Genomic DNA, 14,266 nt, shown 5'->3' with positions numbered 1-14,266 from the left:
AGTATAGGTAAAACTATACTCTATTTCTTTTTTCATTTTTAAGATAAGCTCTTATATTTTTATAAACCTCTATGATTAAATTCTGTCTTGCCTCTATGCTTGCCCATGCAATATGAGGTGTTATAAAAAGTTTATCTGAATTTACCACATTTAGTAAAGGGTTTGATTTATCGATAGGTTCCTTGGAAATAACATCTAAACCAGCGCCTAAGATTAGGTTTTCATCTAATGCTTTTGCTAAAGCAGCTTCATTAATTATCCCACCACGTCCCATATTTAATAACATCGCTGTTTTTTTCATTTGAGTAAGCTCTTTATAATCAATAAGATTTTTAGTATTCTCATTTAATGGGCAATGGACAGACACAACATCACTTTTTGAAAGCAATTCAGCGAGATCCACTCTTTTGTAATCACTGTTGGAATTTTTACCTGAAGTTGAGTAGTATACAACCTCACATCTAAAGGCTGAAGCAACAGTAGCTACTCCTCTACCAATTTCACCAAGACCAATTATGCCGAAGGTTTTGCCTTTTAACTCCCAAAAGTGTTTATTAATATGTGTAAAAGTTTCACTGTTAGAGTATTCACCTGTTTTAACGTAGTCATCATAATATTTAAGGCTCTCTAGAAGGTATAGCAGTGAAGCAAAGGTATGTTGAACAACACTGTTTGTAGAGTAACCTGCTACGTTGGTAACTGCAATGTTATTGCTATTTGCATAGTTTAAATCTACATTGTTTGTACCAGTTGCAGTAAGACATATTAGCTTTAAGTTTGGACATTTAGATAGATTGGCCTCATTTAATATAACTTTATTTGTAATAATAACTTCAGCGTTCTTTATTCTGTCTACAACTTGTTCAGGTTTAGTTGTTTCGTAAGTTGTTAAATCGCCAAAGGAATGTAAAACACTTAGATCTATATCATCTCCTAGAGTTTTAGCATCAAGAATAATAAGCTTCATTATATCTCCTCCATAATCTATAGACTTTTAATTAATATTATATGATAATCAGTCTTCTAATTAAATGATAAGTTTAAATAAGATTTGCTTAAGATGCTTTTTAATTCAATATATTTAAGCTTAAAAAATTGCAAAAGATATCAAACTTAATTTTAAAATATAAAAATAGAGTATAGTTTATTTATAATAACTTGTAAATAATAATGAGGTAAAGATCAAAAAACGATGCTAATATCTGATACGTATATGTGTAAATATACGGTGGGCAAGGAGAGAGTGTTTTTATGATAACTAAAGATAAAAAACATTATATAGGTTTAATATTTCTAATATGTATTTTTATATGGTCACTTGTTAAACCTAAAAGCTACTTGATTTGGATTCTGGAAGCAGCTCCATTAATCATAGGGATTCCTGTGCTAATATTAACCTATAAGAAATTTAAGTTTTCTAATCTTACATATATGCTTATACTCATTGCTTCATGTGTAATGCTTATTGGAGGACATTACAGTTATACCGAAGTTCCTCTTTTTTCATGGATCCAGAAAATCTTTAACTTAAGTAGAAATCATTATGATAGAGTTGGGCATTTTGTTCAAGGAGCAACAGCTGCTTTAATAATCAGAGAAATATTATGGAAGTTTAGAATAGTAAAGGGAAAAGTTTGGCTTATTATAATTTCAATATGCATGTGTCTTGCTGTAAGTGCGTTTTATGAGATTATAGAATTTGCTATTACCTTTATTGTTGGTGGAGAGGCCGATGCTTTCTTAGGTATGCAAGGAGATATATGGGATGCACAATGGGATATGATTTGTGCATTAGCAGGTGCTATAGTATTTAATTTCGTATTTTCAGCATTATGGCGTGGTGAAAAGGAGAATTAGTATGTAGGATTTTTTGCTGTAAGGAAGTAGAAAATTTAATTTGTATTGTCTCAAAATCATTTAACAAGATAGTGAAAACAATGATATAATAATAAGGTTAGACTTTCTAACCTTATTACTATTTATAATTATAAAGAGAGATTAAAACAAAGTTTTAAGGTAATGATTTATAAATAGTATATTTGTTTAATTGTTCATCCATTTTAGGAGGTGAATTCTTTGAATTTTAGATATGGAAACTTAAGTGAGTTGTGTAAACCTCATATATTGAAAAAAGGGGAAACTTATTATACAGGAGAGTATGTTTTTGATTTTGAGATTCAAGACTTAGAAGAAGATTTATCAAGAAGCATAAGATGTTATGTTGCATCAGAGTATTTTGATCAGTATTTAGTGAATTTTCAAATAGACTTTAAAAATAAGCTTATGGAGGGGAAGTGTACCTGCGCAAACTACCTTAAAGATGGAAAGGTATGTAGTCATATAGCAGCAGGGTATCTTCATTATTTAAATAAGCTAGCTAAGAAAGAAGTAAAGAAAGTTAGTATAGTAGAACAAATGGTAAAGCTATATGATAACTTAGTTACTGCAAAAAAGCAGAAGGAACCAGTGAAGTTAGATGTTATTTTAACGCTTAATAAAGAAGTTACTTTGCTTGATTTAAAGGTTGGAACTGATAAATTATATTCGGTCAGAGATCTTGAAAGATTTCTTTTAGATATTAAGAAAGAAGATTGTATTTTAGAGTTTGGCAAGGGCTTTATACTAGACCTTAACGAGCAATATTTTGAGGTTCCTGATAATAATTTAATTTGTTTTCTTCAAGATTTGCTTTCAATTGGAGAAATTGCATCAGAAAAAGGAGCTCCTAATATGTTGTTTCAGGGGAAATATATAAAGTTAGTGGATTCAAGTTTAAAAAGAGTACTGGAACATTGTAAGGAAAAAAGCATAACTATAGTAATTGATTCAGATAAATATGAGAACTGCAGGATATGTACAGATGAATTGAAGTTTGAAACAAAGATTGAAGAAGAGTTAGTGGTAATGCGGGTTAAACCTAAGATTGATTTGCCGATTCCTGTAACAAATGACTATGAATATATGTTTTATGATAAAAAGATTTATAGATGTGATAAGAGAAATGTAAATAAGTTAAAGGCCATTTGTACATTCTTTATAGGTAGTGAAAACAACGAACTCTTAATACCAAATAGGGAAAAAGGGCTATTCATAGGAAAGATATTGCCGGTGTTAAATACGATTTCTAATATAGAGTTACCTGAAACTTTAAAAAAGAAATTAGAAGAGTCAGGGGCTTCACTAACCTGTAAATTCTATTTTGATAAAGTAGGAAAGCATGTGGGATTGAAGGTCAAGTTTGACTATAAGATTGTTGAAATAGATGCTGTTTCAGAAAAATACGTGCCTAAAGATGTATCAGTTATAAGGGATATAGATAAAGAAGAAGAGGTTAAAAACCTATTAATATCAATGGGATTTATAAAGAATAAAGATAATTTTATTATAAGCGATGAAGAAAAAATAATTGAGCTTCAAAATGACGGATTAGAAAAATTATCTGCGTTTGGAGAAATATATTATTCTGAGGCTTTTAAAAAGTTTAAGGTTATAAAAAAACTTACATTGAATGCTAGTACAAGAATTAACGATGAGGATTTGCTTGAGTTTTCGTTTAATATAGATGAATTAACAAGTGAAGAACTTGTTGGCACTATCAAAGCTTTAAGAAGTGGTAAAAAATATTATAAAGCATCTGACAAAGGGTTTATTATGCTTGATGACCCTACATTACTGAACTTTAACAAAGTTTTGGAATCATTAAATATTAAAGAAAGCAGTCTTTTAAATGACAAAGTTGATCTTGATAAATATAATGCTTTATATCTTAATGATAAAATAAATAAATATCTTAATGGTGATATTGTTAAGAGGGATGACAGCTTTTCAAAATTGATTGATTCTTTTGAGGGGATAAACAAGAAGGAAATAAGCATACCGCAACAACTGAATTGTCAGATGAGAAATTACCAAATCGATGGTTATAAGTGGCTCAAGACATTAAAAAAATATGGCTTCGGAGGAATATTGGCAGATGAAATGGGCTTAGGTAAGACTCTCCAAACAATTTCCTTGCTTCTATCAGAAAAAGAGGACCAAAAAACTAATCCTTCCATTGTGATATGCCCAACATCTCTTTTATACAATTGGAAAGAAGAACTAGAGAGATTTGCTCCTTCATTAAATATTTTAATTTATTATGGCAGTAAAGCTAATAGAAGTAAGCTTGAAGATGAGTTTAAGAATGTTGATGTTATATTAACCACATACCCTATTGTTAGAATAGATATAGAAGAGTTGAAAAGACATGCCTTTAACATAGCTATAATTGATGAAGCTCAGAATATCAAGAACAGTGTTTCTCAAAATTCAAGAAGTGTAAAAGAATTGAGGGCAGAAAATAGATTTGCCTTAACAGGAACACCAATTGAAAATTCGCTTATGGAACTTTGGTCTATATTTGATTTTATAATGCCAGGATTTCTTTTTTCTTCAAATTCTTTTAAAAAGAAATATGAGATTCCTATAATTAAGGATGATGATAAAACTGCATTAAGTGAGCTTTTAGCTAAAGTTACTCCGTTTATTTTAAGACGTAAGAAAAAGGATGTGCTTAGTGAATTGCCACCTAAGATTGAGAGAAAGGTAGCAGTGGAACTAAACAAGGAGCAAAGAAAATTATATGCTACTTATGTGAGGACATTTAAAAACGAGATTGAATCTAATATAGAGAAAAATGGGGTAAATAAGAGTAAGATTCAGATATTATCGGCACTTACAAGACTTAGGCAATTGTGCTGTGACCCATCGACCTTTATTAATGATTATACAGGGGGAAGCAGTAAGCTTGATACCCTTTATGAACTTATAGAAAGTTGTATCCAAGAAGGTCATAGGATTTTATTATTTTCTCAGTTTACATCGGCACTTAAGAATATAGGAAAACAGCTTCAGGAAACTGGAATATCTTATATGTACTTAGATGGGTCTGTAAGGTCAGAAGAAAGACTACAATTAGTAAATTCTTTTAATAGCGGTAACAGCTCTGTATTTTTGATTTCTTTAAAGGCAGGGGGATCAGGGCTTAATCTTACTTCAGCTGATGTGGTTATTCACTTTGACCCTTGGTGGAATCCAGCGGTGGAGGATCAAGCCACAGATAGAGCTCATAGAATAGGGCAAGAAAATAGCGTTGAGGTAATAAAGCTTATAGCTAAAGGAACTATAGAAGAAAAGATATATAAGCTTCAAGAAAAGAAAAAGGATATAATCAATAATGTTATGGAAGAAGAGGCTATAGCATCATCGGTGATAAGTACTATGAACATTGATGATATAAAAGAACTTTTCAATGAAACAGAATTTTAAATAATAAAGCTGTAGTCAATTAAGACTACAGCTTTTAATTATTAGTTCATACCTTTGAATTCTAGATATTCATCGTATGTAGATTTTCTATCAACAACTGTTTCAGAAGTTAATTCAATAACTCTGTTTGCAATAGTTTGAACGAATTGATGGTCATGACAAGCAAATAGAAGTACGCTCTTAAAGTCTATAAGACCATTATTTACAGCTGTTATTGATTCAAGATCTAAATGGTTTGTTGGTTGATCAAGAATTAATACATTAGCTGAGCTAAGCATCATTCTAGATAACATACAACGAACCTTTTCTCCTCCGGAAAGTACACTAGCTTCTTTTAAAGCTTCTTCTCCAGAGAAAAGCATTCTACCTAAGAAACCTCTTAAGTAACTCTCGGATTTTTCATCTGAGTATTGTCTTAACCAATCAACTAAACTAAGGTTGCAGTTATTGAAGTACTCAGTGTTATCCTTAGGGAAATATGATTGAGAAGTAGTTATACCCCATTTGTAGCTACCACTATCTGGTTCCATTTCGCCAGTAAGAATCTTAAATAAAGTAGTTACAGCTATTTCATCTCCAACGAAAGCTATCTTATCTTCTCTTCCAACCATGAAGCTTACGTTATCAAGGACTTTAACACCATCGATAGTCTTAGTGATTCCATCTACTGTAAGAACATCATTTCCAACTTCTCTTTCAGGTTTGAAGCCAACAAATGGATATCTTCTGCTTGATGGTTGAATATCATCTAATGTTATCTTATCTAAAAGCTTCTTTCTTGAAGTAGCTTGTTTAGATTTTGAAGCATTAGCACTAAATCTCGCGATAAAGTTTTGAAGATCTTTAATCTTTTCTTCCTTCTTCTTGTTTTGATCCTTTGACATTGCAAGAGCTAATTGGCTTGATTCATACCAGAAATCATAGTTACCAACATAAAGCTTAATCTTTCCAAAGTCAACATCACAGATATTAGTACATACCATGTTTAAGAAATGTCTATCATGGGATACTACTATTACTGTACCTTCAAAATCAGCTAAGAAGTTTTCAAGCCAGTTAATTGATTTTATATCAAGATGGTTTGTAGGTTCGTCAAGTATTAGTACGCCAGGCTTACCAAATAAAGCTTGAGCAAGTAAAACCTTTATCTTGTCTCCACTAGTTAGTTCTCCAACATTTCTATAATGAAGATCAGTTCCAATTCCTAAACCTTGAAGTAAAGAAGAAGCTTCTGATTCTGCTTCCCAACCATTCATGTCAGCAAATTCACCTTCAAGTTCTGAAGCTTTGATACCATCTTCATCACTAAAGTCTTCTTTAGCATAAAGAGCATCTTTCTCCTTCATTATTTCATAAAGTCTTTCATTACCTCTGATTACAGTTTCTAAAACTTGTGAATCATCAAATTGATAGTGATCCTGTTTTAACACAGAAACTCTCACGTTTGGTGCAACTATAACTTCTCCAGTATTTGGTTCAACTTCTCCTGATAAAATTTTAAGGAATGTTGATTTACCAGCACCATTTGCTCCTATAACACCATAACAGTTTCCAGGAGTAAACTTTAAAGTTACATCCTCAAATAGTTTACGGCCGCCATATCTTAAGCCTACATTAACAACGTTTATCATTTACACTTTCCTTTCTGTTTAATGACCAATTTTTATAACATTTAAAAGCATCTTATTAATAATATAAGTAGTGCCTGTTATTACAACATTTAAAGTTAAGTAATCTCTAGTAGTTTTGCAAACTGAAATTACTTACTTATCGCTAAAAAATAAAATATTTTATGTAAAATAGGTGATATAAATATTTATCACACAATTCAAGATTATATCATAAAAATATAGGTTTAGTATATATATTACTTTGGAAAAAAAGTAAGCTATCTCATATTGAGATAGCTATATAGGTCTAAATTTAAGCATAACTTTCAGCTTCAGTAACAAGTTCATCCATTAATTCCCTAACGGATACAATTTTATCTATTCTATGAGCATTGCTTCCACAGAATATCAAAGCATCCTCTAAATTACCTTCAACTGCATTGATAAGAGCTTTTGTTATACAATATGGGGTAGTAGCAGGGTTGCATTTTGTTATACACTTATAACATTTAGTAACCTTTATATTACCTTCCTTTGTTTTTGCAACAAAAGGATTTGTGATAGCACGACCAGGCATTCCCACTGGACTTTTAACTATTGATATATCCTCTAGAGTAGAGTTTACATAAGCCATCTTAAAGTTTATATGTGCATCACATTCTTCTGTAGCTACAAATCTTGTTGCCATCTGCACGCCGCTAACGCCTAAAGCTAATATTTTTGCAATATCTGTACCAGTATATATACCACCAGCAGCGATAAGAGGTATAGATTTGTTATACTTTTCTTCATATATCTTAATAACATTTAATATCTTAGTTAATTCATCCTCAACTGAGTAGTCGGGGTTATTTAAATCATCAAGTTTAAAACCTAGATGACCTCCAGCTGCAGGACCTTCATAAACTACAGCATCCGGAGCTACCTTATAGTTTCTATCCCAAAGCTTCATTATTACATTAGCAGCTTTGTCAGAAGAAATAATTGGTGCTATTTTAACATTAGAACCTTTACAAAGTTCAGGAAGATGTGTAGGTAGACCTGCACCGGAAATTATTATTTGTGCTCCAGCTTCAATTGATGTCTTTACGATTTCATCGTAATTATTTGAAGCACACATTATATTTACACCTATAATTCCATCTTTAGCCTTACTTAAAGCGGTTTTAATATGATTTTTTAATGCTCTTAAATTTGCCTCTAGTGGAGATTTCTCAAAATCAGGTTCTTTAAAACCTATTTGAGCAGCTGATATTATTCCAATACCTCCGCAAGATGCTACAGCAGATGCTAAGTTTGATAAAGAAACTCCGACACCCATTCCGCCCTGTATTATTGGAACCTTTGCAATTAAATCACCAATTCTCAGTGGTTTTAGTTTCATAAAAATATCCCTCTCTCGAATAAAAAAAATATTTTGATAGTCAAAGTATTTATATTATAGTATAGTAATGTATGTAGAGATTAATGTCAACTATTGATTAGCACACCAATTCGAAGATTACTTATCTAAATTAAAAATCATTCACGATAAATTGTAAAATTAAGCTTAAATTAATAAATTATTAAGGAATAAAACTTGCCATATAAGATTTTTTGTAAGAAAATAAAATTAAACTATAAAATTTAGCAAGAAATAATTCTGGGGAGAGTCTTAATGGAAACTATTTTGGAATTTTTTAAGAACAGAGGATTTAAAAGGATAGCTATTTTAGCTGTGATATCTGTAATAGCATATTTCTTAAGAGAATTTGCAAACATATTTCTTATTACCTTTATATTAGCTTACCTTATGTATAGAATGCAAAGTTCTATAAACAGAAGAATTAGTAAGTTTGTTAAGGTAGATAGAAGAATAACCATAGCTGTATTATACATATTGCTAATAGCGGTTGTTGTATTTGGTATTAGCAGATATTTGCCGATAATAATTTATCAGGTAGTGCAGATTGTAAAGCAGGCAGTTGCCTTTTATATGGCGCCACATGATAATGTAGTATTAGATTCTATAATTGAACATACAAAGAAATTTGAAATAGGCGGTTCCGTTAATCAATGGGGGGATGCCTTAATAAGATATGTTGCAGATATAAGTAAATGGGGATTTAATATATTTGTTTCACTAATACTAAGTTTATTTTTCTTATTGGAGCAAAATAAAATAATACAATTCACAAGGAAATTTAAGTACAGCAAACTTTCGAGTTTTTATATAGAGCTAGAATATTTTTGTCAAAAGTTTATTAGATCTTTTGGAAAAGTAATAGAAGTACAGATACTAATTGCAATAATAAACGGAGGATTATCTATCATTGCTTTAAGTTTTATAGGAATTCCAGATGTATTAGGACTTGGAATAATGATATTCGTTTTAGGTCTTATACCTGTTGCAGGAGTGTTCATATCCTTAGTTCCTCTGTCACTTACTGCATATGCATCAGGTGGACCAACTAAGGTTATTTATGTATTTATCATAATAGCAATACTTCATGCTTTGGAGGGATATGTATTAAATCCAAAGCTAATGTCATCAAAGACAGAACTTCCGGTTTTTTATACCTTTATAATACTTATCATTTCTGAACATTTTTTTGGTGTTTGGGGACTTATAATAGGAATACCGGTGTTTATATTTATACTTGACCTAATTGATATTGACGACAAATATAATTCAAAATGACGAAGTATAGGTTAGCTTATTGATTAAGGAAATATAGTTATTAAGGATGGATAATTTTAAATCTAATAGTGTTTTTAAAACTCTGCTGAATTTTGAGCAGAGTCTTTAAGAATATAAGTCAAAAATATAAAATTGTCTATTAATAAGACAAATAAGGGGAGAAATATATGTATAACATAGTAAGTATAGAAAATTTATGTAACAATTTGTTTGCAATGCAGGTTAGTGCTCCAAGAGTGGCTAAATCAGCGAGGGCAGGTCAATTTGTAATGCTAAGAATAGATGAAAAAGGAGAAAGACTTCCTTTTTCAATATGTGGTATTGATAAGGAAAATGGAGTTATAACAATAGTATTTAGATTAGTAGGGGATTCAACTAAGGATTTAGCTTTACTAAAATCAGGAGATAAACTTGTTGATTTTGCAGGTCCTTATGGACAACCGTCTCGCTTAGTAAATGGAGATAGACAAGTTTTAAAAGATAAAAAAATATTGTTTATTGCGGAAGATTCAGCAGCTACAAGAATGTACACTGAAGCTAAGTATCTTAATGATTTAGGAATTGGATTTAAAATAGTGCTAAACTTCAAGGATAGAAGTAGTTTAGTATACATAGATAAGTTGGAAGAAACAACAAAAGATATCATAATATCAACTATAGATGGATCAGTAGGGATAAAAGGTACTACAATAGACGTGGCAAATAAAATACTAGAAGAAGATAAATATGATCTGGTTATTACAATGGGGTCTATAGATATGATGGAAGCTATTTGTAATCTAACAAAGAGTAAAGAAATTGAAACTATAGTAAGTTTGACAACTTTAATGTTAGATGGTACTGGTATGTGCGGAGCTTGTAGAGTGACAGTTGGTGGAAAGGTTCTGTTTGCTTGTCAGGATGGACCTGAATTTGATGGTCATAAAATCAATTTTGAAGAGGTAAGAAGTAGACAGAATATCTATAAATCTTATGAAGCTAAAACAGAGTTTAGAGAATTGTATGGTAAAGAACATAAAATTCAAGAAGAGACTGCATTTGAGGTGAGTAATAATGATTAAATTAGAAAGAGTTCCAGTAAGAGAGCAGGAAGTAAAAATAAGAGTAGCTAATTTTAATGAAGTCAATTTAGGCTATGATGAAGATGAAGCTGTAAGTGAAGCAGAAAGATGCCTTCAATGTAAGGTTCCTAAGTGTGTAGCTAAATGTCCTGTTAACAATAAGATCCCAAGCTTTATCAAGTCCATAAAAGAAAGAAATTTTAAAGAAGCAGCAGATATAATAGCAACAGCAAACTCACTTCCATCAGTTTGTGGTAGGGTGTGCCCACACGAGCTTCAATGTGAAGGTGGATGTGTGATGGGAATCAAAGGTGAGCCTATAGCTATAGGTAGACTAGAAAGATTCGTTGGAGACTGGAGCATAAGAAATGGAATAGAGTTTGAAAAGCCTGAAGTAATACTAGACAAAAAGGTTGCAGTAGTTGGAAGTGGTCCAGCAGGACTTGCTTGTGCTGGTGACTTAGCAAAGGCGGGCTATCAAGTAACAATATTTGAAGCTCTTCATGAATTTGGAGGAGTATTAGCATGGGGGATTCCTGAGTTTATACTTCCTAAGGAAACAGTTGTAAATAATGAAATTGAAAAGCTTAAAAAACTTGGTGTTAAGTTTGAAAAAAATGTTATGATCGGTAGGACGATAACTATTGACGAGCTGCTAGAAGAAGAAGGTTTTGAAGCTGTATTTATAGGAACTGGAGCAGCAATGCCAAGCTTTATGGGGATTCCAGGGGAAGCCTTCAATGGAGTGGTTTCAGCTAATGAATTCTTAACAAAGAATAATCTTATGAGAGATTATAAAGAAGATTATAAGACACCACTTATAGTAGGTAAAAAAGTAGTAGTAGTTGGTGGAGGGAATGTTGCCATGGATGCTGTAAGAACTCTTCTTAGAGTTGGTGCAGAGGCACATATGGTTTATAGAAGATCTGAGGCAGAGCTTCCAGCTAGAAAAGAAGAGATAGAGTATGCAAAAGAAGAAGGCGTTCATTTTCACCTTTTGACAAACCCAACTGAAATAGTAGCAGATGAAAATAAGTGGGTAAATGGATTAAGATGCATAAAGATGGAACTAGGAGAACCAGATCAATCTGGAAGAAGAAGTCCTGTTCCAGTGGAAGGTTCAGAGTTTATCTTAGATGCAGATATGGTTATAATGGCAATAGGAACTAAAGCAGGTTCATTAATCGGTGATACAACTAAAGGATTAGAAACTAATAGATGGAATCTAGTTGTTATAGATGAAGAGACAGGAAGAACCTCAAGACAATTTGTATATGCCGGTGGAGATGTTGTAACAGGTCCTGCAACAGTAATAAAAGCAATGGGTGCGGGTAGAAAAGCAGCCAAGGCTATAATCGAAGACTTACAAAAATAGAGAGTTAATAAAGTGATAAATTAAAGTACCAATCAAAGGTTGAGGATAATGACCTTTGATTGGTACTTTTTACTGTATAAGAAGATATAAAACTTTAAAGTTAGCTAAACCTAGATATTTCAATAGATTAGAAACTTTTTAGTTATACAGCAAATAACTACACATAACTTAAAAGCTTTGCTCCTCTATTGCAGTAGCTTCCATATAGTTTATAAAATTTCTTAGTTTCAGCGCAGTTTCGCGATTTATCTCATTGTTTTGTAGTAGTGATTGCACTTGGTCTCTTTCTGCTTGTAAAGCCTTTAGATGAAGTTTGCTTCTTTGCTTATTAACATTATTAATATCTTCACCGATAGTGAAAGTAGTTAGTCTTCTTATGATGTCGTTATAGTGATCAATAACAGCTAGAGAAGCTTTTTTATTTGTATCATTGATTTGCTCCTTAATAGCATAGATTGCTGCTTTTGAAGTTAATACTTTAATCTTCTTTATGTCCTTAATGTTGATTGGATTAACATTAAGCTGCTTTTTCAAAAACTTAGAAATAAAGTTTTTTATTGAGTCCATCCTATTTAAAGTTTCTATGATTGGTGGTTTAGACAAACAGTTTTCTACTTTAGTTAGTGAGTTGTCGATTTTTTCATAGGTAGCAGGAGGAATCTTGTTGTCAGACAATAACCTTCTAACCTCTTTTCGTTCAGCCCTTATACCTAATAGAAAAATATCCTTTTCTATTTTTCTATCCTCTATAGTAAGCTTTATATCTTCCTTATCTATAGGATTATCATTTTTTATTTTTTCACATACATTTATTAGTGAAGAGGCTGCGAGCTTATTTTCTTGATTTGTTTCATCATTAATTAGTCTAATGGCCGCATTCATAACACTTTTAAGAGCCTGTTGATTTAACTTTGATGAGTTTTTATCAGCTTCGATATTTTTATTTTTTACTAGTAGTGGTAAAACAAAACTAGCTATGAATATAGTTAATAGTATTACTCCAGCTGATATAAATATAATGATATCACGCTGAGGAAAATATTGTCCATTCTCTAAATAAAATGGAATAGAGAAGGCACCAGCAAGAGTTATAGCTCCACGTACTCCAGCTAGAGATGTTAAAAGCGAATTTAAAAACCTATTTGGATTTTCTTCTATGCTTTCATTTACGCTCCATTTCTCGTTCCATAAGCTATAAACCCATATAAATCTTAACAATATTAAAACTATTGAAATAACAACTATATACATAAGTACTTTAAAATTACTTATGGTATCATCTCTAAAAATTACTGACATTACATCAGGAATCTGTAGACCAAGAATTAAAAATACAAGGCCGTTAATTATAAATATAAGTACTGACCAAGTACTACGAGATACAAATTTTAATTTTGAAATAATTGGCTCGGAATAATCGGATTGCAAAGAATAAACGATTCCTCCAGAAACTACAGCAAGAATACCAGACAATCCAAGTTCTTCTGAAACTAAATATATTACAAAAGGAGATATAATTTGCATTAGCACGTGGAAGGTTGCATCCTCAAGCCCCAGTCTTCTTATAAATGCTGTAAGTCTTGCAATTATTAAGGCCAGAACTGCTCCTACTAGAAATCCACCAACTGCTATTACAAAGAAACTCAAAGCAGCATTAGCAAAGGAAAATACTCCAGTAACTGTAGCTGCGATAGCAAATTTGAAGGCAACTAATCCAGAGGCGTCATTAGTAAGAGCTTCGCCTTCTAGCAGTGTCATTATTTTCTCAGGTAGATGAATTCTTTCAGACAATGAGCTTACTGCTACGGCATCAGTTGGTGATAAAATAGCGGCTAAAGCGAAAGAAGCTGATAAGGGAATATCCGGTATCATAAAGTGAATTATATAACCAACTATAAGTACTGTTGCTAAAACTAAGCCAAAGGACATTAAAAATACGGGACTTTTTATCTTCCAAAGCTCTTCCCTAGAAGTCATTTTTCCGTCATTATACAGCAAAGGTGCTATGAATAATACCATAAATAATTCTGGTTCTAGAGGCATATGTATGCCAGTAGGTAACACTCCTAATATTATTCCGAAAGTAATTTGTATAAGAGGTACTGGTACAAATGGAATAAGTCTACTCAAAATATTTGATATTACAATGCTTAAAAGCAAAATTAACACAACAATAAAGATTTCCATATGTATTCTCACTTTCTTCATATAAATGTCTAATCAATTCTATTAT

The 14,266-nt window shown here is 31.7% G+C and carries 9 protein-coding genes; 5 read left to right on the top strand and 4 right to left on the bottom strand.

Going from position 1 to position 14,266, the window contains the following annotated elements:
- Positions 1-13: 13 nt before the first annotated feature.
- Positions 14-970 carry a D-2-hydroxyacid dehydrogenase gene (locus tag OCU55_RS12950; protein ID WP_261852761.1) on the bottom strand — a complete coding sequence of 319 codons (957 nt, stop codon included), beginning with the start codon at positions 968-970 and terminating at the stop codon, positions 14-16.
- A 281-nt stretch (positions 971-1,251) separates the two neighbouring features.
- Between OCU55_RS12950 and OCU55_RS12945 the strand changes: the two genes are divergently transcribed.
- Both OCU55_RS12945 and OCU55_RS12940 read left to right on the top strand, forming a co-directional pair.
- Positions 1,252-1,857: a DUF2238 domain-containing protein gene (locus tag OCU55_RS12945; protein ID WP_261852728.1), complete on the top strand. Its 606-nt coding sequence runs from the start codon at positions 1,252-1,254 to the stop codon at positions 1,855-1,857.
- A gap of 219 nt (positions 1,858-2,076) precedes the next feature.
- Complete coding sequence (locus OCU55_RS12940) at positions 2,077-5,307, top strand: DEAD/DEAH box helicase (protein ID WP_261852727.1); 3,231 nt, start codon at positions 2,077-2,079, stop codon at positions 5,305-5,307.
- Positions 5,308-5,348: 41 nt separating this feature from the next.
- On the opposite strand, the gene OCU55_RS12935 is transcribed toward OCU55_RS12940, so the two are convergent.
- Positions 5,349-6,938, bottom strand: coding sequence for an ABC-F family ATP-binding cassette domain-containing protein (locus OCU55_RS12935; RefSeq protein ID WP_261852726.1), 1,590 nt, complete (start codon positions 6,936-6,938; stop codon positions 5,349-5,351).
- A 292-nt stretch (positions 6,939-7,230) separates the two neighbouring features.
- Entirely contained in the window at positions 7,231-8,301 is a 1,071-nt protein-coding gene (locus OCU55_RS12930; RefSeq protein WP_261852725.1) for an NAD(P)H-dependent flavin oxidoreductase, read from the bottom strand.
- Positions 8,302-8,574: 273 nt separating this feature from the next.
- Between OCU55_RS12930 and OCU55_RS12925 the strand changes: the two genes are divergently transcribed.
- From OCU55_RS12925 to gltA, 3 genes are all read left to right on the top strand, one after another.
- Entirely contained in the window at positions 8,575-9,597 is a 1,023-nt protein-coding gene (locus OCU55_RS12925; protein WP_261852724.1) for an AI-2E family transporter, read from the top strand.
- A gap of 167 nt (positions 9,598-9,764) precedes the next feature.
- On the top strand, positions 9,765-10,658 hold the full coding sequence (locus OCU55_RS12920) for a sulfide/dihydroorotate dehydrogenase-like FAD/NAD-binding protein (RefSeq protein WP_261852723.1): 894 nt from the start codon (positions 9,765-9,767) through the stop codon (positions 10,656-10,658).
- Positions 10,651-12,033, top strand: a complete 1,383-nt coding sequence (gene gltA, locus OCU55_RS12915) for an NADPH-dependent glutamate synthase (protein ID WP_261852722.1) — start codon at positions 10,651-10,653, stop codon at positions 12,031-12,033. Before OCU55_RS12920 ends, gltA begins: the two co-directional genes overlap by 8 nt.
- A 168-nt stretch (positions 12,034-12,201) precedes the next feature.
- Here gltA and OCU55_RS12910 read toward each other — a convergent pair whose 3' ends face one another.
- On the bottom strand, positions 12,202-14,220 hold the full coding sequence (locus OCU55_RS12910; protein ID WP_261852721.1) for a Na+/H+ antiporter: 2,019 nt from the start codon (positions 14,218-14,220) through the stop codon (positions 12,202-12,204).
- Between the last annotated feature and the right edge of the window lie 46 nt (positions 14,221-14,266).

Source organism: Clostridium folliculivorans (genome assembly GCF_024341905.1).
Taxonomy (GTDB): domain Bacteria; phylum Bacillota; class Clostridia; order Clostridiales; family Clostridiaceae; genus Clostridium_AR; species Clostridium_AR folliculivorans.
This window is presented reverse-complemented; position numbering and strand designations above follow the sequence as displayed.

What these genes read in the sequence shown, in the direction of transcription:
- OCU55_RS12910 (WP_261852721.1), bottom strand. Translation starts at nt 14,220, where the DNA reads ATGGAAATCTTTATTGTTGTGTTAATTTTGCTTTTAAGCATTGTAATA.
- OCU55_RS12945 (WP_261852728.1), top strand. Translation starts at nt 1,252, where the DNA reads ATGATAACTAAAGATAAAAAACATTATATAGGTTTAATATTTCTAATA.
- OCU55_RS12935 (WP_261852726.1), bottom strand. Translation starts at nt 6,938, where the DNA reads ATGATAAACGTTGTTAATGTAGGCTTAAGATATGGCGGCCGTAAACTA.
- gltA (WP_261852722.1), top strand. Translation starts at nt 10,651, where the DNA reads ATGATTAAATTAGAAAGAGTTCCAGTAAGAGAGCAGGAAGTAAAAATA.
- OCU55_RS12925 (WP_261852724.1), top strand. Translation starts at nt 8,575, where the DNA reads ATGGAAACTATTTTGGAATTTTTTAAGAACAGAGGATTTAAAAGGATA.
- OCU55_RS12920 (WP_261852723.1), top strand. Translation starts at nt 9,765, where the DNA reads ATGTATAACATAGTAAGTATAGAAAATTTATGTAACAATTTGTTTGCA.
- OCU55_RS12930 (WP_261852725.1), bottom strand. Translation starts at nt 8,301, where the DNA reads ATGAAACTAAAACCACTGAGAATTGGTGATTTAATTGCAAAGGTTCCA.